General features: G+C 73.9%; 17 protein-coding genes. 2 read left to right on the forward strand and 15 right to left on the reverse strand.

The annotated features are described in order from the left end of the window. Positions 1-106: 106 nt before the first annotated feature. The 13 genes from ACZ6B8_RS01980 to hrcA all read right to left on the reverse strand — a co-directional run bounded on the left by ACZ6B8_RS01980 (position 107) and on the right by hrcA (position 15202). Complete coding sequence (locus tag ACZ6B8_RS01980; protein WP_471605993.1) at positions 107-1210, reverse strand: carbohydrate kinase family protein; 1104 nt, start codon at positions 1208-1210, stop codon at positions 107-109. Between the two features lie 23 nt (positions 1211-1233). Beyond that, positions 1234-2547: a glucarate dehydratase family protein gene (locus ACZ6B8_RS01985; RefSeq protein WP_471605994.1), complete on the reverse strand. Its 1314-nt coding sequence runs from the start codon at positions 2545-2547 to the stop codon at positions 1234-1236. A 154-nt stretch (positions 2548-2701) separates the two neighbouring features. Continuing rightward, positions 2702-3892 carry a macrolide family glycosyltransferase gene (locus tag ACZ6B8_RS01990; RefSeq protein ID WP_471605995.1) on the reverse strand — a complete coding sequence of 397 codons (1191 nt, stop codon included), beginning with the start codon at positions 3890-3892 and terminating at the stop codon, positions 2702-2704. A 167-nt stretch (positions 3893-4059) separates the two neighbouring features. Continuing rightward, complete coding sequence (locus ACZ6B8_RS01995) at positions 4060-5061, reverse strand: adenosine deaminase (RefSeq protein WP_471605996.1); 1002 nt, start codon at positions 5059-5061, stop codon at positions 4060-4062. Positions 5062-5094: 33 nt separating this feature from the next. Next, positions 5095-6000 carry a ribonuclease Z gene (locus ACZ6B8_RS02000; protein WP_471605997.1) on the reverse strand — a complete coding sequence of 302 codons (906 nt, stop codon included), beginning with the start codon at positions 5998-6000 and terminating at the stop codon, positions 5095-5097. A gap of 14 nt (positions 6001-6014) precedes the next feature. Further along, entirely contained in the window at positions 6015-6368 is a 354-nt protein-coding gene (locus ACZ6B8_RS02005) for an HIT domain-containing protein (protein ID WP_471074152.1), read from the reverse strand. A gap of 89 nt (positions 6369-6457) precedes the next feature. Further along, on the reverse strand, positions 6458-9724 hold the full coding sequence (locus tag ACZ6B8_RS02010; RefSeq protein ID WP_471605998.1) for a S41 family peptidase: 3267 nt from the start codon (positions 9722-9724) through the stop codon (positions 6458-6460). 141 nt (positions 9725-9865) lie between these two features. Continuing rightward, positions 9866-10495: a hypothetical protein gene (locus ACZ6B8_RS02015; protein ID WP_471605999.1), complete on the reverse strand. Its 630-nt coding sequence runs from the start codon at positions 10493-10495 to the stop codon at positions 9866-9868. A gap of 66 nt (positions 10496-10561) precedes the next feature. Beyond that, positions 10562-10954 (reverse strand): VOC family protein, encoded by a 393-nt coding sequence (locus ACZ6B8_RS02020; RefSeq protein WP_471074143.1) that lies wholly within the window; start codon positions 10952-10954, stop codon positions 10562-10564. A 22-nt stretch (positions 10955-10976) separates the two neighbouring features. Further along, positions 10977-11717: a 16S rRNA (uracil(1498)-N(3))-methyltransferase gene (locus ACZ6B8_RS02025; protein ID WP_471074141.1), complete on the reverse strand. Its 741-nt coding sequence runs from the start codon at positions 11715-11717 to the stop codon at positions 10977-10979. Further along, complete coding sequence (locus tag ACZ6B8_RS02030; protein ID WP_471074138.1) at positions 11714-12805, reverse strand: nitronate monooxygenase; 1092 nt, start codon at positions 12803-12805, stop codon at positions 11714-11716. The genes ACZ6B8_RS02025 and ACZ6B8_RS02030 overlap by 4 nt, the downstream gene beginning before the upstream one ends. A 240-nt stretch (positions 12806-13045) precedes the next feature. Next, the gene (dnaJ, locus tag ACZ6B8_RS02035; RefSeq protein WP_471074134.1) at positions 13046-14185 is read right to left on the reverse strand and encodes a molecular chaperone DnaJ; all 1140 of its coding nucleotides are present in this window, start codon (positions 14183-14185) and stop codon (positions 13046-13048) included. Then, a complete protein-coding gene (gene hrcA / locus ACZ6B8_RS02040) occupies positions 14186-15202 on the reverse strand; it encodes a heat-inducible transcriptional repressor HrcA (protein WP_355808400.1) in 1017 nt (338 codons plus the stop codon). 195 nt (positions 15203-15397) lie between these two features. Between hrcA and ACZ6B8_RS02045 the strand changes: the two genes are divergently transcribed. After that, positions 15398-16138, forward strand: coding sequence for an MBL fold metallo-hydrolase (locus ACZ6B8_RS02045; protein WP_471606000.1), 741 nt, complete (start codon positions 15398-15400; stop codon positions 16136-16138). Between the two features lie 35 nt (positions 16139-16173). Further along, positions 16174-16998 carry a DUF3097 domain-containing protein gene (locus tag ACZ6B8_RS02050; RefSeq protein ID WP_471074128.1) on the forward strand — a complete coding sequence of 275 codons (825 nt, stop codon included), beginning with the start codon at positions 16174-16176 and terminating at the stop codon, positions 16996-16998. An 83-nt stretch (positions 16999-17081) separates the two neighbouring features. On the opposite strand, the gene hemW is transcribed toward ACZ6B8_RS02050, so the two are convergent. Both hemW and ACZ6B8_RS02060 read right to left on the reverse strand, forming a co-directional pair. Next, on the reverse strand, positions 17082-18314 hold the full coding sequence (gene hemW / locus ACZ6B8_RS02055) for a radical SAM family heme chaperone HemW (RefSeq protein ID WP_471606001.1): 1233 nt from the start codon (positions 18312-18314) through the stop codon (positions 17082-17084). A gap of 46 nt (positions 18315-18360) precedes the next feature. Further along, positions 18361-20199 (reverse strand): SpoIIE family protein phosphatase, encoded by a 1839-nt coding sequence (locus ACZ6B8_RS02060; RefSeq protein WP_471606002.1) that lies wholly within the window; start codon positions 20197-20199, stop codon positions 18361-18363. Positions 20200-20378 lie beyond the last annotated feature (179 nt).

Consider the following 20378-nt stretch of genomic DNA (forward strand, 5'->3'; position numbering starts at 1 on the left):
GCCGTAAGTCTTTTCGCCGCATCCGTTCCGTATCCGTGCAACCACCACCGCCCGCCGGATCTTCCCGTGACGCCTCGCGGCGCCTCCCCCGCCCCCGCCGTCCCGCCTACGTCGACCGGAAACCGATGGTCGGCACCGCCCTGCGCAGCGGCCACGGGCGGGCGGCGGACGGCAGCAGGCCCTCCAGGAACGCGTACCGGCGCAGCGCCACCGGGTCCTGCCCCTCCAGCTCCCGCACCCGGCGCCACCAGGCCCCGACCTCCGCCCAGCCGGGCGCCGACAGGGAGCCGCCGAACTCCTGGACGGAGAGGGCCGCGGTCAGGCCCGCGAAGGCGAGGCGGTCGGCGAGCGGCCAGTCGGCCAGGGTCCCGGTGACGAAGCCCGCGACGAAGACGTCCCCCGCCCCGGTCGGGTCGAGCGCCTCGACCTCGATGGCCGGGACCTCGGCGGTCTCGCCGGTCCTGCGGTCCACCGCGTACGCGCCCTCGGCGCCCAGCGTCACCACCGCCAGCGGCACGTGCTCGGTGAGGGCGCGGGCCGCGGCGCGCGGGCAGGTGGTGCGGGTGTAGCGCATCGCCTCCTCCGCGTTGGGCAGGAACGCCTCGCAGTGGCGCAGGTCGGGCAGGGCCGCGAGGTCCCAGCGGCCGGTGTCGTCCCAGCCGACGTCGGCGAAGATCCGCGTACCGCTGCGGGCGGCCTGCGCGATCCACGGGGCGCCGGCGCCGGGGGTCAGGGAGGCGACGGCGGCGCGGGCGCGGGGCGGGCACGAGGGGGCGCCGCCGTCCGGCGCGGCGGCGTCCGGCGGGGGCTCGTGGCCGTGGCTCACCATGGTGCGCTCGCCCTCGTACGCCATGGAGACCGTCACCGGCGAGTGCCAGCCGGGCACGGTCCGTGACGGGGTGAGGTCGATGCCCTCGCCCTGGGCGAGGGCGTCCCAGCAGTACTCCCCGTAGTGGTCGTCCCCGAAGGCCGCGGCGAGCGAGGTGTGCAGGCCGAGCCGGGCGAGCGCGGTCGCCATGTTGGCGACGCCGCCGGGGCTCGACCCCATGCCGCGCGCCCAGGACTCGGTCCCGCGCACCGGCGCGGAGTCGAGGCCGGTGAAGATGATGTCGAGGAAGACCGTGCCGGTGAGGTAGACGTCGCAGTCCGGATCACCGGCTCTGCGGGCCGCCTTCAGCGGGTCGACGGTGGGCTGTACGGGTACGACCATGCAGGCAACGTAACGGACGGGTGCTACCAGCGCGGCACGGCAGGGGTCTCCCACGCGGGGTCGGCCACTCGCATCGCCGCCGCGTCGTCCCGCTCCCGCATCGCCCGGAACTCCGCGTCGCGCCAGCGCGCGTGCAGGGCCGCGAGCCGCTCCCGGTCGAGCTCGACGCCGAGGCCCGGTGCGTCGGTGACGGCTACCCGGCCGCCGTCGAACCGCGGCCGCTCGGTCAGGACGTCCTCGGCCTGCCAGGGGTAGTGCGAGTCGCAGGCGTGGCGCAGGCCGGGCACGGTCGCCGCCACCTGGGTCATCGCGGCCAGACTGATCCCCAGATGGGTGTTGGAGTGCATGGAGACGTCGACTCCGAAGGTGCGGCAGAGCGCGGCCAGTTCACGGGTGCGCCGCAGCCCGCCCCAGTAGTGGTGGTCGGAGAGGACCACCTGGACGGCCTTCTTCGCGAAAGCCTCCGGTATCTCCTCCAAGGTCGTCACGCACATGTTCGTGGCGAGCGGCACGCGCGTGCCCGCGGCGACCTGAGCCATCGCGGCCGTGCCGAGCGCCGGGTCCTCCAGGTACTCCAGTACGTCGCCGAGTTCGGCCGCGACCTTCAGCGAGGTCGCCACGGACCAGGCGCCGTTGGGGTCGAGCCGCAGCGGCCGGCCGGGGAACGCCTCGGCGAGGCCGCGGATCGCGGCGATCTCCTCGTCGGGCGGGAAGACGCCGCCCTTGAGCTTGAAGGAGGTGAAGCCGTACCGCTCGGTGAAGAGCCGGGCCTGGGCGACGATGCCGGCCGGGTCGAGCGCTCCGCCCCACCCGGCGTCCGGCTCGCTCCTGACGCCCGCGGGGTGCTCGGCCCACTTGTAGAAGAGGTACGCGCTGTACTCCACGGCGTCGCGCACCTTGCCGCCGAGCAGCGCGTGCACGGGCAGTCCGAGCGCCTTGCCGAGCGCGTCGAGGCACGCCACCTCGAACCCGGAGACGACGGAGAGCCGCAGCTTGCCGGCGGTCCGCACGCCGCGCAGCCCGCCGACGTCCACGGAGTCGTCGACCCGCCCGGCGTCGACGGCCAGCTCGTCCGCGAGTGTGAACAGGCCGTTCAGATCGCTGACTTCGCGCCCGACGAGCCGCTCGGCGAAGGGCCGCGCCAGGTCCAGGTAGGCGGCGTCGCCGTACGTCTCTCCGACACCCGTGACGCCACCGGCCGTGACCACCTCGATGATCAGGCGGGGGGTGTAGGGCTGGTGCACGCCCTGGGTGTTGAGGAGCGGCGGGTCGGCGACGAGGACGGGGGTGAGGCGAACTTCCGCGATGACGAGACCGCCGGAACGCTGTCCATACATGAGAACGGAGACTAGGTACGCGAATGTGCGCCGTCAATGGGACAGTTCCCCGAGCCCCTGGCAAGGGGCTCGGGGAACTGCGAAAGGGGCGCGGGGAACTGCGCGACCAGCCACAGCGACGCCGCGGCCGGAGCACCGCCCGACCAGCGGAGCGCTAGAGCTCAGCCTCGATCAGATCGGCGGCCCTGGAGGCCCCGCCCTCCGCACGGACTTCCGCCCGCAACTCGGCGCACCTGCGCGCGACTTCGGGATCCGAGGTCAACTCCAGCAGCGCGTCCCGCAACACGCCCGCCGTCGCGGCACCCGTGTCGACGCGGCGGGCCACGCCCAGCTCCACGAGCCGGTCCGCGTTCATGGGCTGCTCCGCGCCCTGTGGCACGGCGATCATCGGCACCCCGTGGAAGAGCCCCTCGGAGCTGCTGCCCATGCCCGCGTGGGTGACGAACGCGTCGGCCTGCTCCAGGATCGCCAACTGCGGTGCCCAGGAGCAGACTTCGATGTTCTTCAGCAGGTCGGGGCCGAGTTCCGCGGGATCGACGTGCTTGCCGATCTGGAGCACCACGTGCCAGCCCGGGAGGTCCCCGAAGGCGGCCACGCATTGGCGGTAGAACTCCGGCTGTGCGGTGTACGAGGAGCCGAGCGAGACGAGGAGCACCTTCTCCGCGCCCGCCGGCCGGGTCCAGCTCTGCCGCCGGGCGCGGTCGCCGACGCAGGGGCCGACGAAGTCGATCCGGTGGGGGTCGACGGTGTCGGCGTGCGGCTGCATGGCCCGCGGGACGGTGGCGATGCCCCGCGGCGGCACGCCGGAGAACTCCCCGACGTCGAGGGTGGTGGCCCCGCACCCGGCGAGCCACTCCTCGAACCGGGCCTCCAGGGCGTCGGCGCCCGGCAGTTGGGCGAGGGCGGCGCCCACGTCCTCCTGGTAACCGCCCCAGGCCACGAAGGTGGGCGACAGCTGGACGAGCGGCCTGCCCTGCGCCTCGGCCAGGGCGCGGGCGACGTAGGCCCCGATGTCGTACAGGTACAGGTCGGCGGGGTCGTCGTCGAACGCCGCGTGCAGCCGCGGGAGCGCCGCCATCGCGTCGTCGAGGAAGAGGGCACTGGCCGCGATCGGGTCGTCGGGCCAGATGTTGTCGCGGAACGGCAGCGTCGAGTCGCAGGCGACCAGTTCGGCGCCGGTGGGCTCGATCAGGCCGGCGGTCGCCGGGTCGTTGGCGTAACTGACCCGGTTGCCGCGCGCCACCAGCTCACGGATGACCTCAAGACCGGGCAGCACATGGCTGACCATCGGGACGCCGATCATGGCGATGTGGGCACGGCGACGGGAGAGTAGGCGGGATGACATGGGAGTTCCTTCGCGTACGGAGAACTACGGATGTGGACACGACGGCCCGCCGCCACGGCCCCGGGGCGTGCGAGGGCACGCGGGGCGGGCGGGGGCCGATGAGCCGTGTCAGCCGTAGATCTGCGCGATGGTGTCCATGATCGGGACCGTAACCCGTCACCCGGCCGTCAGTCGAACGAATAAGCCTCGACCTCGGCGAGGTAGCGCGCCCGCAGCGCCTCGTCCGCGGCGTCCCGGTCGAGGAACGCCGCCTCGAAGGAGTTCCGGGCGAGCGTGCGCAGCCGCTCCTCGTCGAGCCCGAGGGCCTCCCGCACGGCGAGGAAGTTGTCCTCCGCGTAGCCGCCGAAATAGGCCGGGTCGTCGGAGTTGACCGTGCACATGAGACCCGCGTCCAGCATCTTCGGCAGCGGGTGGTCCGCCAGGACGTCGATGGTGCGCAGCCGGACGTTCGAGAGGGGGCAGAGCGTGAGCGGGACGCGGTCGCGGACCAGCCGCTGCACCAGCTCCGGGTCCTCCATGCAGCGCAGCCCGTGGTCGACGCGCTCCACCCCCAGCACGTCGAGGGCCTCCGTGATGTACGCGGGCGGGCCCTCCTCGCCGGCGTGCGCGACGAGGCGCAGGCCGCGGGCGGCGGCGATCTCGTACACCTGCCGGAACTTGGCGGGCGGGTGGCCGACCTCGGCCGAGTCCAGGCCGATGCCGATGATCCGGTCGAGGTACGGCTCGGCGGCGGTCAGGGTCTCCAGGGCGGAGTCGGCGGACTGGTCGCGCAGGAAGCACATGATGAGCCGCGTGGAGACGCCGTGCCGCTCCTCGCTGCGGTCCAGGGCGCGGGAGAGCCCCTCGACGACGGTGGCGATCGGGATCCCGCGCGCCGTGTGCGCCTGCGGGTCGAAGAAGATCTCCGCGTGGCGCACGCCCTGGGCGGCGGCGCGGGCGAGGTAGGCGTCCGCGAGCTCCTCGAAGTCGGCCTCGGTGCGCAGCACGGCCATCAGCCGGTAGTAGAGGTTGAGGAAGCTCTGGAGGTCGTCGAAGAGGTAGGCCTCGCGGAGCTCCTCGGTGTCGGCGTAGGGCAGTTCGACGCCGTTGCGCGCGGCGAGGGCGAAGGCCAGCTCGGGTTCGAGGGTGCCTTCGATGTGCAGGTGGAGTTCGGCCTTGGGGATCGGCATGGTGCGGTCTCGCTCGGTTCGGTGAGGGGTGGTTCAGGTCCGCTTGGGCAGGGGGACGCGCGACAGGTCGCGGGCGACGGTGAGTTCACCGTCGAAGCCGGCGGCGCGGGCCTGCTGTTCGTAGGCGGCCGGATCGGGGTAACGCTGGCTGAAGTGCGTCAGGACGAGGTGGCGCACGCCCGCCTCGGTCGCGACGCGGGCGGCCTGGCCGGCGGTCAGGTGCCCGTGGTCGGTGGCGAGCCGTTCGTCCTCGTCGAGGAAGGTCGACTCGATGACGAGCATGTCGCAGCCCTCGGCGAGCGCGTGCACGCCGTCGCAGAGCCGGGTGTCCATCACGAAGGCGAACCGCTGCCCGCGGCGCACCTCGCTGACCTCGTCGAGGGTGACGCCGCCGAGGCGGCCCTCCTTCTGGAGCCGCCCGACGTCGGGGCCCTCGATGCCGTGCGCGGCGAGCCGCTCCGGCAGCATCCGGCGCCCGTCGGGCTCGGTGACGCGGTAGCCGAAGGACTCGACCGGGTGCGAGAGCCGCACCGCGTCGAGGGTGTACGAGGCGGTGGTGGCCAGTGGACCGTCCCCGGTCACCGGCGCCTCGGCGAGCCGCACGGTCTCGCGGTAGGCCGTCGCGTACCGCAGCCGGTCGAAGAAGTGCTGCCCCGACGCCGGGTAGTGGGCGGTGACGGGGTGCGGGACCCGGTCGAGGTTGATGCGCTGGATCACTCCGGCGAGGCCCAGACTGTGGTCGCCGTGGAAGTGCGTGACGCAGATCCGGTGCAGGTCGTGGGCGGCGACCCCGGCGCGCAGCATCTGCCGCTGGGTGCCCTCGCCGGGGTCGAACATGATGCCCTGGCCGTCCCAGAGCAGGACGTAGCCGTTGTGGTTGCGGTGCCGGGTGGGGACCTGGCTGGCGGTGCCGAGCACCACCAGTTCGCGTGCGGACAAGGAGTGCGGCCCCGCTATCCGGGGGGCCACTGGAGGCCGCGGCCGCCCAGGACGTGCGCGTGCGCGTGGAAGACGGTCTGGCCGGCGCCGGTGCCGGTGTTGAAGACGATGCGGTAGCTCTCCGCCTTCTCCTCCTCGGCGACGACGCCCGCCTCGCGCAGCACGTCCGCGGCGATCTCCGGTGCGGCGGCGGCCAGCGCCGCGGCGTCGGGGTGGTGCGCCTTGGGGATCACCAGGACGTGGGTCGGCGCCTGCGGGTTGATGTCGCGGAAGGCGAGGGTCGTCCCGGTCTCCCGGACGACGGTCGCCGGCACCTCACCCGCGACGATCTTGCAGAACAGGCAGTCGCTTTGCGCTTCGCCCGCCATGGGCCGCCTCCTAGCTGGACATGAGCACGATGGGAAAGATCAGTACCTTCGGCATGCTATCGGCCCGGGCGCGGGCGCCCGGAGCAAGGTCACTCCGCCCCCGGCAGGGCCGGCGGCGTCTTCGCCGGGTTCTCCGCCAGCGCGGCGAGGGCCAGCCGGATCGCCTCGTCCAGCTGCGGGTCACGGCCCGCCGCGTGGTCGTCGGGGGTGGTGACGACCTCGACGTCGGGGTCGACGCCGTGATTCTCGACGCCCCACCCCTGCCCCTCCAGCCAGAACGCGTACTTCGGCTGCGTCACCAGGGTCCCGTCGACCAGGTGGTAGCGGCTGTCGATGCCGACGACACCGCCCCAGGTGCGAGTGCCCACGACGGGGCCGATGCCGAGCGCCTTGATCGCGGCGTTGACGATGTCGCCGTCGGAGCCGGAGAACTCGTTGGCGACGGCGACGACCGGGCCGCGCGGCGCGTCCATCGGGTAGCTGAAGGGGCGCGCGCCGCGGGGCGAGTCCCAGCCGACGACGCGGCGCGCCAGCTTCTCCACGACGAGCTGGGAGGTGTGGCCGCCGCGGTTCTCCCGCACGTCCACGACCAGGCCCTCGCGGGCGACCTCGACGCGCAGGTCGCGGTGGATCTGCGCCCAGCCGGGCGCCTGCATGTCGGGGACGTGGAGGTAGCCGATTCTGCCCTCGGAGCGTCGGTGGACGTAGGCCCGCCGGTCGGCGACCCAGGCGTGGTAGCGCAGCGGCTCCTCGTCGTCGACGGGGATGACGACGGCGTGCCGCGGATCGCCGCCCCCGGAGGGAGAGACCGTCAGCTCGACGGGCTTGCCCGCGGTGCCGACGAGCAGCGGTCCGGGGCCGGCGACGGGATCGACGGGGCGGCCGTCGACCTCGATGACCGCGTCGCCGGGGCGGACCGCGACGCCGGGCGCGGCGAGCGGGGAGCGCGCCGCCGGGTCGGAGGTCTCCGAGGGCAGGATCCGGTCGATGCGCCACAGGCCGTCCTCGCCGCGCGTCAGGTCCGCGCCGAGGAGCCCCTGGCGGTGCGCGCCGCCGTGTCCGCCCGGGACGACGTACGCGTGGGAGGTGCCAAGTTCGCCGTGCACCTCCCACAGCAGGTCGACGAGGTCGTCGTGGGTGGCGACGCGGGCGAGGACGGGGCGGTAGCGCTCCAGGACGCCGTCCCAGTCGACGCCGCCCATGTCGGACCGCCAGAAGTTGTCCCGCATGAGGCGGCCCGTCTCCTCGTACATCTGGCGCCACTCGGCGGCCGGATCGACCAGGTGCCGGACCCGGGAGAGGTCGACGGTGATGTTCGTGTCGCTGTCGTCGTCGCCGGAGGCGCGCCGGTCGCTCGGCACGACCTTCAGCTTGCCGTCGGTCCGCAGCAGCACCCGCCTGCCGTCGCCGGTCACCGCGAAGTGGTGGGCGTCCGGGGCGAGTTCCTCGATGCGGTGCCGGCCGAGGTCGTACCGTTCGAGCGTCGTCTTCGGGTCCGGGTCGTGCGGGGTGGCGCGGGAGGCGCCGAGGACGCCGCGCACCGGGTGGCGCAGCCAGAGCAGGCCGTCCTTGGCGGCGCGCAGGGTGCTGTAGCGGGCGGCCTCGACGGGGAACGGCACGATGCGGTCGGCGAGGCCGTCGAAGTCGATGCGGGTGACGGGCGCGCCCTCGCTGTCGGGGGTCTCGGCGCCCGCCGCGTCCGACGCCTCGAAGGGCCTGCCGTGCCGCTGCGGCCCGAAGGGCGAGGGGGTGGCCGCGGCCAGGGTCATCAGGTGCGGCCGGCAGCCGCCGACGAAGGCGAGGTCGAAGACGTGCTCGTCGTAGACCGGGTCGAAGGCGCGGGCGGAGAGGAACGCCAGGTGCTTGCCGTCGAGGGTGAACGCGGGCGCGTAGTCGCGAAAGCGCAGCGGGGTGGCCTCGGAGACCGACAGGTCGGCGGTGTTGGCGAGCTTGAGCTGGCGCAGCGGCTCCGGCCCCGGGTGCGACCAGGCGAGCCAGGCGGAGTCGGGCGAGAAGACGAGCCCGGAGGCGTCGCCGTCCTCGCTCCGGTCGACCTCGCGGACCTCGCCGGTCTCCCGCTCCACGAGCAGCACCCGGCCGTCGTGCGAGGCGACGGCGGCGCGGGAGCCGTCGGGCGCCATGGCCAGGGAGAGGACCCGGCCGAGCTGTCCCGCGGCGAGCCTGCGGGGCGTGGCGCCGGGCGCGACCCCGGTGGCCGGCGCGAACTCCAGCGCCTCGTCGCCCTCGGCGTCCGTCACCCACACGACGTGTTCCTCGCCCTGCACGCGGAAGGTGCGGGGCAGCCGGGCGCGCACGCCGGGCTCGGCGGCGAGCGCGCGGGCGGGGCCCTCGCGGTGCGTCACCCAGTGCACGGAGCCGCGCACGGAGACGGCGCTGCCGCGTCCGGTGTGGTCGGGCGCGGCGGCGCCGAACGCACGGGCGGCGGAGACCCGGTGCGGCTGCAGATCGGTGCGCTGTCCGCCGAGGCGGACGTCGACCGGGCGCGGCTCGGCGTCCACTAGGTCGTCCAGGAGCCAGAGTCGCCCCGCGGAGGCGTAGACGACGCGGGTGCCGTCGGTGGCCGCGTGGCGCGCGTAGAACCCGTCGACGCCGCTGTGCCTGCGCAGGTCCGAGCCGTCGGGCAGCGAGGAGTAGAGGGCTCCGACGCCCTCGTGGTCACTGAGGAAGGCGATGCGCCCGCCGACCCAGAGCGGGTACTCGATGTTCCCGTCGAGCTCTTCGTGGACGCGCACGAAGGGAACGTCGCCGTCCGTGCGGTCGCCGTCCCTGCCGTCGCCGTCCGCGCCGTCGTCGCCGGGCCGCCGGATCCACAGCTTGCCCGCGGTGCCGCCCCGGTACCGCTTCCACCAGGCGGCCTCGCGCCCCATCGGCGCGGAGAGCAGCAGGACCTGCCCGTCCGGGCCGTGCGCCACGTCGCCGACGATGCCGTACGGCAGGGTGGCCGCGGGTCCGCCGTCGAGCGGGACGGCCCGCGCCCAGGTGCGGCGCAGCGAGGCCTGGCCGGCCGAACTGACCGCGAGGACGTGCCCGTCGGGGGTCCAGCCGCGCACGGCGGTCTTCGCGTTCCCCCAGTACGTCAGCCGCTCGGACCGGCCACCGTCCAGGGGCGCGATGTGCACCTCGGGGGCACCGTCGCGGGTGGAGGTCCAGGCGACGGTCGTGCCGTCCGGGGAGATCCGGGGGTGGTGCGCGGGCATGTTGTCGGCGCTGACCCGCCAGGCGCGCCCCCCGTCGAGGGGCGCGACCCACACGTCGTCCTCGGCCGTGAAGGCGGCCAACTCGCCGTGTATGTGCGGGAATCGGAGATACGCGGTGGTGTGCGCTGTCTCTGTCACGCCGTCCAGCCTAGGCAGCCGCGACCCGCCCCGGCAGCGTTTTCGATCACTTGCCCGACACCGCGGCCGGCACCTCGGGCGGCACCGGGGGCGACACCTCGGCCGGCACCGGGGCCGGTGCCGCCCGCCCCCGCCACCGGCTCATTTGCCGGGCACGCAGGTGCAGGTGGGCCGGGGCGGCGGGTCGGCGGTGACGGTCACGGTGACGGTGGTGGTGGGCGCGGGCCGGGGCCGCTCGTGGGAGGGCGTCGGCCGATGGGAGAGGGTCGGACGGGACGGCCCGGTGCCGCCGCCCCCTCCGTCGTTCCCGTCGTCCTCGGCGCAGTCGCCGAGCACGTCGACGCGGAACCACTGCTTGCCGTCGATCCAGGCGGTGAGGTCGCCGCGGACGCAGTTGCCGTCGACGAGCGAGCGCACCATGCCCTTGAGGGTGATCTTCTTGCCGTTGTCGGTCTCGCCCCGGCAGTCGACGCGGATCGCGGTGCCGCGGGCGGACTTCCGGTTCCCCGGCGTCACCTTGCCGTCGAACCGGCCGGTGCAGCTGAGCCAGGCCACCCCGGTGTGCTGCCGCTCCAGTGCTCTGGTGGCCACCTGGTCGGTGGTGAACGCGGCCGCGGAGGTGTTCAGCCCCCCGTCGACCGGATCGCACGCGGTGCTGCCCAGCGCGGCGGCGGTCGCGAGAGCGGCCGCGATCCCCAGCCGCCGCGCCCGGACCGGCCGCGACGGTGAGCGGTACGCCGATCGGTGTCGTATGCGCCTCGATGCCCCCATGTGCGGCAGGGTGCCACCGCGGGCGGCGGGGCGGTAGACCGGTTTGCGTCCGATGGGCCCGAGGCGTCAGGAACGCAGCAGCTGCCACTCCTGGAGCTCCACCACGTTCCCCTCGGGGTCCTTGAGGTGGGCCACCCGCATGCGTTCGGTCATGGGGGCGGGGCCGTGCGCGAGGACGCCGCCGCGCTCGACGATCCGCGCGCAGTACGCGTCCAGGTCGTCGACCCGCAGCACCACCAGCGAGCGGTGACCGGAGGCCTGCTCGGCCAGCTCGCCGAGGATCCCGGCCATCATCGAGCGGTCCTGCAGCGCGATGCCCGCGGAACCCACGGCCGGGCTGAACTTCTCGTACGGGCCCTCCTCGGCGCCCGACTGGGGCTTGAGGCCGAGGACATGGGCGTAGAAGCGGTAACAGGCGGGGAAGTCCGTGACGAGCAGCCGGACCTGGGCGAGTTCCAACGTGGCCTCCAAAGGGGTGGGGTCAGGACCAGCGGCCCGTCCGCCCGAGCAGCAGCGCGGTCGCCGCCGTCCCGGCCGTCGACGTGCGCAGCACGCTGCGTCCCAGACGGTACGGCTTGGCCCCCGCGTCCGAGAAGGCCGCCAACTCGTCCGGCGAGACGCCCCCTTCGGGGCCGACGACCAGCACGATGTGTCCGGCGGCGGGGAGTTGGGCGGTGGCCAGCGGCTCGCTGCCCTCCTCGTGCAGGACGGCCGCGAAGTCGGCGTCCGCGAGGAGGGCGGCGACCTGCTTGGTCGAGGCGGCGTCCGCCACCTCGGGGAAGCGGACGCGGCGCGACTGCTTGCCCGCCTCGCGCGCGGTGGCCCGCCACTTGGCGAGGGCCTTGAGCCCGCGGTCGCCCTTCCACTGCGTGATGCAGCGCGCGGCGGTCCACGGGACGACGGCGTCGACGCCGGTCTCCGTCATGGTCTCCACGGCCAATTCACCGCGGTCGCCCTTGGGCAGGGCCTGCACGACGGTGATGCGCGGCGACTCCTCGGGCTCCTCCGCCACGTCGTCCAGGGACAGCACGAGGCGGTCCTTGCCCTCCGTGCCGAGGACCACGCACCGGGCCCACCGCCCGGCCCCGTCGGTCAGGACGACGTCCTCACCGGCGCGCAGCCGCTTCACGGAGACGGCGTGCCGTCCCTCGGGCCCGTCCAGGACGTACCGTCCGTCGCCGCCCGCGGTGAAGTCCTCGACGACGAAGACGGGCGCGGTCATCCCGCACCGCCCGGCGCGCCGTGCTCGCCGCCCGCCGACGCGGCCCTGGCCTCGGCCAGTTCGGCGGCGAGCACCTCCACGAGCTGTCCGGCGGGCAGCTCCCTGGCGAGCCGGTGGCCCTGCCCGGCCCAGAGCGCCATGGCCTGCGCGTCCCCGGCCTTCGCGGCGGCCTTGCGCAGACCGCTGGTGAGGTGGTGGACCTGCGGGTAGGCGGCGGGGGCGTACGGGCCGTGCTCGCGCATGAAGCGGTTGACGAGGCCGCGGGCGGGCCGGCCGGAGAAGGCGCGGGTCAGCTCCGTGCGGACGAACAGGGGGTTGGTCAGGGCCTGCTTGTGCAGCGGGTTGGCGCCCGACTCGGGGGTGACCAGGAAGGCGGTGCCGAGCTGCGCCGCGTCCGCGCCCGCCGCGAGCACCGCGGCGATCTGCCCGCCGCGCATCAGGCCGCCGGCCGCGACGATGGGGATCTGCACGGTCTCGCGGACCTGGGTGACGAGGGAGAGCAGCCCGATCCCGGCGCCGTCCGTCTCGGGATTGTCCCGGTGCGTCCCCTGGTGCCCGCCCGCCTCGATGCCCTGCACGCAGACGGCGTCGGCGCCGGCCCACTGGGCGCTCTGGGCCTCTTCGGCCGTGGTGACGGTGACGACGGTCTGGGTGCCGACCCGGGCGAAGGCGTCGAGGACGTCGCGGGTGGGGCAGCCGAAGGTGAAGGACACCAGCGGCACCGGGTCGTCGAGCAGGATCGCGAGCTTGGCGTCGTAGCCGTCGTCGCGGCCGCTGTCGGGGTCGCCGAGCTCCGTCTCGTACCAGGTCGCCTCGCCGGCGAGCTGGCTGCGGTAGACCTCGACGGCCGCGGCGTCCGCGGTGTCGGGCTGCGGCATGAACAGGTTGACGCCGAAGGGCCGCGAGGTCAGCCCCCGCAGTTGTTTGATCTCCTGGTACATCCCGTCGGCGGTCTTGTACCCGGCGGCGAGGAACCCGAGCCCGCCGGCCTCGGCGACGGCGGCGGCCAGCTGCGGCCCACTGGCGCCGCCCGCCATGGGCGCCTGCACGATCGGGTGGCGGCAGAGATCGGTCGGTGCGGAGCTCATGCACGCATCGTGCCACGGGTCTTGTACGGCACCGAATCGCGTACCCCGCGCCGGGCGTGCGCCGCCTCGTCTGCCCCCTGCCCCCCGCCGGTGGGTGCGGGCCGTACCGGGTTGGTCGCGCAGCGGCCCGTTCAGGGGCGCGGGGAACTGCGCGACCAGCCCCCACCACCCGCGGACGACGACGAAGCCCCCGGCAACGGAGCGAACCGTCGCCGGGGGCCGAGGCCACCGTCCAAGGCGCTACCGCCCGTTGAACGCGTCCTTGAGGCGCGAGAACAGCCCCTGCTGCCCCGGCTGGAACTGCCCGGTGGGCCGCTCCTCACCCCGCGCCTGCGCGAGCTCCCGCAGCAGCCGCTCCTGCTCGGGGTCGAGCTTGGTCGGCGTGAGGACCTCGACGTGCACGATGAGGTCACCGCGACCGCCACCGCGCAGGTGCGTGATGCCGCGGCCGTGCAGCGGGACCGACTGACCGGACTGCGTGCCCGGCCGGATGTCGATCTCCTCCATGCCGTCGAGCGTCTTCAACGGCACCTTCGTGCCGAGCGCCGCCGCCGTCATCGGGATGGTCACCGTGCAGTGCAGATCGTCGCCGCGCCGCTGGAAGACCTCGTGCGGCAGCTCGTGGATCTCCACGTACAGGTCGCCGGCGGGGCCGCCGCCGGGGCCGACCTCGCCCTCGCCCGCGAGCTGGATCCGGGTGCCGTTGTCGACACCGGCCGGGATCTTCACGGTGAGCGTCCGCCGCGACCGGATGCGGCCGTCGCCGGCGCACTCGGGGCACGGGGTGGGCACGACCGTGCCGAAGCCCTGGCACTGCGGGCAGGGCCGCGAGGTCATGACCTGGCCGAGGAAGGACCGCGTGACCTGCGACACCTCACCGCGACCGCGGCACATGTCACACGTCTGGGCGGACGTCCCCGGCGCGGCACCCTCACCGCTGCAGGTCGTACAGACCACGGCCGTGTCGACCTGGATGTCCTTGGTGGTGCCGAAGGCCGCCTCGTCGAGGTCGATCTCCAGGCGGATCATGGCGTCCTGGCCGCGGCGCGTGCGCGAGCGCGGCCCGCGCTGCGACGCCGTACCGAAGAACGCGTCCATGATGTCCGAGAAGTTTCCGAAGCCACCGGCCCCGAAACCGCCCGCGCCACCGCCGCCGCCCGCCTGGGACAGCGGGTCGCCGCCGAGGTCGTAGACCTGCTTCTTCTGCGGGTCCGACAACACCTCGTACGCGGCGTTGATCTCCTTGAAGCGCTCCTGAGTCTTCGGGTCCGGATTCACGTCCGGGTGAAGCTCACGCGCCAGCCTGCGGAAGGCCTTCTTGATTTCGTCCTGGGAAGCGTCGCGGCGCACGCCGAGTACGGCGTAGTAGTCCGTGGCCACTTACGACTCCGCCAGGATCTGTCCGACGTAACGTGCCACTGCGCGTACTGCTCCCATCGTTCCCGGATAGTCCATGCGGGTCGGTCCGACCACGCCGAGTTTGGCGACTGCCTCGCTGCCCGAACCGTAGCCGACCGAGACCACGGACGTGGAGCTGAGTCCCTCATGGGCGTTCTCGTGACCGATCCGTACGGCCATACCCGAATCCTGTACCTCACCAAGCAACTTGAGGAGCACGACCTGCTCCTCCAGTGCCTCCAGCACGGGCCGGATGGTGAGGGGAAAGTCATGTCCGAAGCGGGTGAGATTGGCGGTTCCGCCGATCATCAACCGCTCCTCCGTCTCCTCCACGAGCGTTTCGAGGAGGGTGGCGAGGACCGTCGACACGGTGCCGCGGTCCTCGGTCTCGAAGGCCTCGGGCAGATCCTGCACGAGCTGCGGCACGTCCGTGAAGCGGCGGCCGGCGACCCGGCTGTTGAGCCGGGCCCGCAGATCCGCGAGCGCACTCTCGCCGAACGGCGCCGGGCAGTCGATCATCCGCTGCTCGACCCGGCCGGTGTCCGTGATCAGTACGAGCATCAGCCGCGCGGGCGCCAGCGAGAGCAACTCCACGTGCCGCACCGTCGACCGCGTGAGCGAGGGGTACTGCACCACGGCGACCTGCCGCGTCAGCTGCGCGAGCAGCCGCACCGTGCGTCCCACCACGTCGTCGAGGTCGACGGCGCCGTCGAGGAAGTTCTGGATGGCCCGCCGCTCGGGCGCGGTCATCGGCTTCACACCGGCGAGCTTGTCGACGAACAGTCGGTAGCCCTTGTCCGTCGGGATCCGCCCGGCGCTGGTGTGCGGCTGGGCGATGAACCCCTCCTCCTCCAGCGCCGCCATGTCGTTGCGGACGGTGGCCGGCGAGACCCCCAGACGGTGCCGCTCGGTGAGCGCCTTGGAGCCGACGGGCTCCTCCGTCCCGACATAGTCGTGGACGATGGCGCGCAGCACTTCGAGCCTGCGTTCATTGAGCATCGCGCACACCTCCAGCTGTCTGCGTCGTCCACGGTCCACGACGGGGCTCCGGTGTCCCCCGAGCCCCCGCCTGGCACTCCCCGCGGGTGAGTGCCAGCCTTCCAAAGGGTCAGTGTACGGGCGTGGGGTACGGCCCCGGCAAGGGCGGCCCCCTGGTGTCCTGCCGGAGACGGCCGGTGCGGATAGCGTCACCGTATGGACGTGAGGCCGGCATGGGAAGCGGCGGGCTGGGAAGAGCTGGCGCCGCGGGTGGGGCGGCGCCGTCTGCCCGTCTGGGACTGCACGGTGGGGCTGGTCGTCGGCGACGACGCGGCGCTCATGATCGAGGCGGGTTCGAGCCTGGCCGAGGGCGCGGCCCTGCGCACCGCTGCCCGCCGCGTCCTCGGCGGCACCCGCCGGGTGACCCATCTCGCACTCACCCACCCGCACTTCGACCACGTGCTCGGGGCCGCGGCCTTCGCGGGTGTGCAGGTGTACGGGGCGGTGGGCGTCGAGACGGTCCTCACCGAGCGGCGCGAGGAGCTGCGCGCGGACGCGGTGCGGCACGGTCTCGACGCGGAGGCGGCGGCCGAGGCGGCCGACCTCCTGGTCCGCCCGCACCACCTGGTGTGCGGGGAGTGGACGCTCGACCTGGGCGGCGCCCAGGTGCTGCTCGCGAACGTCGGTCCCGGGCACACCGCCCACGACCTGGCGGTCCTGGTGCCGGGCACCGACGGCGGGCGCGAGGTGGTCTTCTGCGGGGACCTCGTCGAGGAGTCGGGCGAACCGCAGGCGGGCCCGGACGCGGCGCCCCGGCACTGGCCGGCGGCGCTGGAGCGCCTCCTCGACCTCGGCGGCGAGGACGCGGTGTACGTGCCGGGGCACGGCGCCGCGGTGGATGCGGCTTTTGTCCGTGAGCAGCGCGACACGCTGGCGGGGCGCTTCGGCGTGTCGTGACCCGGACGGCCGCGACTCTTCCTATCGTCGGCAGAATGCGCCAGTACTCCGCCGATCTCACGCCGCCTTGGAAGAAGCCGAAGCCCGTACCGGAGGTGGCGGCGGACGCCGGCCTCGTGGTCGAGGAGCTGACCACCGGTTTCTGCGGGGCGGTGATCCGGTGCGAGAAGACGGCGCAGGGGCCGACGGTGACCCTGGAGGACCGCTTCGGCAAGCAGCGCGTCTTCCCCATGGAGCCGCGGGGGTTCCTCCTGGAGGGCCGCCCGGTGACGCTGGTCCGCCCGGCGGCGGGGTCGGCACCGGGTCCGGTACGTCCTTCCCGTACCGCCTCCGGGTCGGTGGCCGTGCCCGGGGCGCGGGCCCGGGTCGCCCGCGCGGGGCGCATCTACGTGGAGGGACGGCACGACGCGGAGCTCGTGGAACGGGTCTGGGGCGACGACCTGCGCATCGAGGGCGTGGTCGTGGAGTACCTGGAGGGCATCGACGACCTGCCCGCGATCGTCGCGGAGTTCGCACCGGGCCCGGACGCGCGCCTCGGCGTCCTCGTGGACCACCTGGTCCCCGGCTCCAAGGAGTCCCGCATCGCGGCGGAGGTCACGAGCGCGCACGCGCTGGTGGTGGGCCACCCCTACATCGACGTGTGGGAGGCGGTGAAGCCGGCGTCGGTCGGCATCGCGCAGTGGCCGCGGGTGCCGCGGGGGCAGGACTGGAAGAAGGGGGTGTGCGGGGCGCTGGGGTGGCCGGAGAACACGGGGGCGGCGTGGCAGCGGATCCTGGGCTCGGTGCGCAGCTACAAGGACCTGGAGCCGGCGCTCCTGGGCCGCGTGGAGGAACTGATCGACTTCGTGACGGAGGCGTAGAGGGGTAGGAGCCCCAGCCCCACGCCCCACCCCCCTCGCCGCGGAGTGGCGGACCAGAGCTGCGGGAGGCCCAGGGGCCAGGCTCAGTCCACCAGGTCCCGCACCACCGCGTCCGCCAGCAGGCGCCCCCGCAGGGTGAGGACCGCGCGGCCCTCCGCGTACGGAGACCGTTCCAGGAGGCCCTCCTCCAGCGCCCGGCGTGCGGCCGAGAGCCCCTCCTCCCTGAGGAGCGACAACGGGCACCCCTCCCGCAGCCGCAGCTCCAGCAGGATCCGCTCCACCCGCCGGTCCTCCGCGGAGAGGACCTCGCGCCCGGCCCCGGGCGACCCGCCGCCCGCGAGCGCCCCCGCGTACGCCCCGGGATGCTTGACGTTCCACCACCGCACGCCCCCCACGTGACTGTGGGCCCCCGGCCCGGCCCCCCACCAGTCCGCGCCCCGCCAGTACAGCTCGTTGTGCAGGCACCGCCCGGCCTCGGAGGTGGCCCAGTTGGACACCTCGTACCAGGAGAAGCCCGCGCTCCCGAGCACCTCGTCGGCGATCAGGTACCGGTCGGCGTGCACGTCGTCGTCGGTCATCGGCACCTCCCCGCGCCGGATCCGCCGCGCCAGCTGCGTGCCCTCCTCCACGATCAGCGCGTAGGCGCTCACGTGGTCCGGGCCCGCGCCGATCGCCGCGTCGAGCGAGGCGCGCCAGTCGTCGTCGGTCTCCCCCGGCGTGCCGTAGATCAGGTCCAGATTCACGTGCTCGAAGCCCGCCGCCCGCGCCTCGGCCACGCACGCCTCGGGCCGCCCCGGCGTGTGCGTGCGGTCGAGGATCTTCAGGACGTGCTGCTTGGCGCTCTGCATGCCGAAGGAGATCCGGTTGAACCCGCCCTCCCGCAGCTCCGCCAGGTACGCCGCGTCGACCGACTCCGGGTTCGCCTCCGTGGTGATCTCCGCGTCGTCCGCGAGCCCGAACTCGTCCCGTACGGCACCCAGCATGCGTACGAGATCGCCCGCGGCGAGCAGAGTCGGCGTACCGCCCCCGACGAACACCGTCCGCACCGGCCGCGGGTCGTCGCCGAGGACCTTGCGGGCCAGCCGCACCTCGTCGGTCAGGGTGTCCGCGTAGTTGTCGCGGGAGGCGAGCACTCCGCCGGAGCCGCGCAGCTCGGTCGCGGTGTAGGTGTTGAAGTCGCAGTAGCCGCAGCGCGTGGCGCAGTACGGGACGTGCAGGTAGAAGCCGAGGGGGCGGGAGGCCGCGCCGGCCAGGGCGGACGCGGGGAGCGTCCCGTCCTCGGGCATGGGCTCGCCATCGGGCAGTGCGGAAGGCATACCTTCGATTGTCCCGCACGCGGCGAACCTCCCGCGCCGCGCCGCCTCACTCCGCCCGCAGCACCAGCAGCGCCAGGTCGTCGTCCGGCGGACGGTCCGAGAACTCGTGCACGAGCCGCCGGATCCGCTCCGCCACCAGCCCGGCGTCCAGCCCCGCGCAGCCGGCCAGCGCCTCCGCCAGGCCGTTGTCGTCGTCGAACAGGAGCCCTCCCGAGCGCCGCTCGGTCACCCCGTCCGTGACGCACAGGAGCGTCTCGCCGGTCCGCAGCTCGAAGGTCTCGCTCGTGTACGTCTCGTCGTCGAGCACCCCGAGCAGCATCTGCGGGGTGGCCGCCTCCCGCACCCCGCCCTCGGGCGACATGAGCAGCGGCAGCGGATGCCCGGCGCTCGCGACGGTGCAGCGCACGCCGCCTTCGTACGGGACGAGCTCCCCGTACAGCAGCGAGAGGAAGCGCGAGGTGGGGCCGTCGGGGGATACGCCCTGGCCGCCCGCCACCGCGACGACCGCCGCCGCCGCGTCCGCCGCCTCCGTCGCGTCGTCCAGGAGGAGCTGGTTGAGGCGGTCCAGGACGTCCGCGACCTCGTAGCCCTCGCGGGCCAGCAGCCGCAGCCAGGGGCGGGCGAGGCCGATGACGACGGCCGCCTCGGGCCCCTTGCCCTGCACGTCGCCGAGGGCGAAGCACCAGCGGCCCTCGCCCGCCTGGAACACGTCGTAGAAGTCGCCGCCGGGGCCGCCCTTGTCGCGCGGTTCGTGGACCACGCCGCTCTCCACGCCGGGGATCTCCGCGACCTTGCTGGGCAGCAGCCCGCGCTGCAGCACCTGGCTGATGTTGGCCTGGCGCTGGTAGCGGCGCGCGGTGCTGATCGCGAGCGCGACGCGGCGGGCGAAGTCCTCGACGAGACCGGTGACCTCGTCGGCGAACCGGACGAGCCCCGCCCGCCCGATGACGAGCGTGCCCAGCGCGCGTCCGCCCGCGACCAGCCGGTAGGCGAGCGCCGCACCGGCGGTCCCGCCCGGCGCGGCCTCCCCGGGCCAGGGGACGGGGAAGGCCCCGGAGCCGGCCGCGTCGGGCAGCCGGGGCGGCTCCTTCTCCAGGACGCGGCGCAGCTCCTCCATGCGGTGTTCGCTGCTGTGCCAGACGCGGGCGAGCCGTGCCCCGGACGTCCCCGCCGGCCCGTGCCCGGCACCTTCCGAGGCGTCCTCCAGCCACACCGCACACCAGTCCGCGAGCCGCGGCACGAGCAGCTGCCCGGCGAGGGCGGCCACCAGGTTCTCGTCGAACTGCCCGGCCAGCAGGTCGGACGCCTCGGCGAGGAAGGTCAGCGCGCCGCGGTTGACCCACTCCGTGTCGTGCGGCGCGTGTCTGGGCAGCGGCGCGAGGATCTCGGCGGCGCGCAGTCCGCGCTGCAGGGCCTGCTCGCTCGCGTAGGACTCGATCTCGTGGACGGCCTGGACGCCGTCGAGGGGCAGCCGGACCCAGACGGTCTTGGTGCCCGCGCGGTAGGTGATGCCCCAGGACTCGGAGAGCGTCGCGACGAGTTGCAGACCGCGCCCGTACTCGGGGGTGCCGGGCGGCTGCGGGCGCTGCTCGCTGCGCACGGCGCGGGAGGGGTGGTGGTCGGAGACCTCGATGACGAGGGCCTCAGGAGTCTCGCCCGGCACCGCGTCGTCGAGGCGGCACAGCAGCTCGACGGCCGTGCCCGCGTGCACCACGGCGTTCGTCACCAACTCGCTGACCAGCAGCACCGAGTCGTCGGCCAGCCGGTCGGTGAAGCCACGGGACGCGGGCAGGCCGAGCTCGGTCCAGTCGGCGAGTGCCGCTCGTACGAATTTGCGTGCGGCGGCCGGCGCCAGCGGGTTTCCGGGCAGTGACGTACGCACCACCACCGGCGTTCCGGCACGATCCGGCGCCGGGGCGGAGGATCGAAATTCGGTCTCCCGTTGCATCGGAATGGACCCCACGGTTCGGCTCCTGAGCAGTTCGGGCGATTAAGCCTCAGGCAACACCGCCAGGGTGACAGACTGGCCACGCCCATAAGCACCGAGTTACTGAAGTGGGCCGT

This window comes from Streptomyces sp. NPDC041122, assembly GCF_055592445.1.

Bases quoted from the DNA above. Each gene is read 5' to 3' on its own strand.
- ACZ6B8_RS01980 (WP_471605993.1), bottom strand. From the start codon at position 1,210: ATGGTCGTACCCGTACAGCCCACCGTCGACCCGCTGAAGGCGGCCCGC.
- ACZ6B8_RS01985 (WP_471605994.1), bottom strand. From the start codon at position 2,547: ATGTATGGACAGCGTTCCGGCGGTCTCGTCATCGCGGAAGTTCGCCTC.
- ACZ6B8_RS01990 (WP_471605995.1), bottom strand. From the start codon at position 3,892: ATGTCATCCCGCCTACTCTCCCGTCGCCGTGCCCACATCGCCATGATC.
- ACZ6B8_RS01995 (WP_471605996.1), bottom strand. From the start codon at position 5,061: ATGCCGATCCCCAAGGCCGAACTCCACCTGCACATCGAAGGCACCCTC.
- ACZ6B8_RS02005 (WP_471074152.1), bottom strand. From the start codon at position 6,368: ATGGCGGGCGAAGCGCAAAGCGACTGCCTGTTCTGCAAGATCGTCGCG.
- ACZ6B8_RS02015 (WP_471605999.1), bottom strand. From the start codon at position 10,495: ATGGGGGCATCGAGGCGCATACGACACCGATCGGCGTACCGCTCACCG.
- ACZ6B8_RS02025 (WP_471074141.1), bottom strand. From the start codon at position 11,717: ATGACCGCGCCCGTCTTCGTCGTCGAGGACTTCACCGCGGGCGGCGAC.
- ACZ6B8_RS02030 (WP_471074138.1), bottom strand. From the start codon at position 12,805: ATGAGCTCCGCACCGACCGATCTCTGCCGCCACCCGATCGTGCAGGCG.
- hrcA (WP_355808400.1), bottom strand. From the start codon at position 15,202: ATGCTCAATGAACGCAGGCTCGAAGTGCTGCGCGCCATCGTCCACGAC.
- ACZ6B8_RS02045 (WP_471606000.1), top strand. From the start codon at position 15,398: ATGGACGTGAGGCCGGCATGGGAAGCGGCGGGCTGGGAAGAGCTGGCG.
- ACZ6B8_RS02050 (WP_471074128.1), top strand. From the start codon at position 16,174: ATGCGCCAGTACTCCGCCGATCTCACGCCGCCTTGGAAGAAGCCGAAG.
- hemW (WP_471606001.1), bottom strand. From the start codon at position 18,314: ATGCCTTCCGCACTGCCCGATGGCGAGCCCATGCCCGAGGACGGGACG.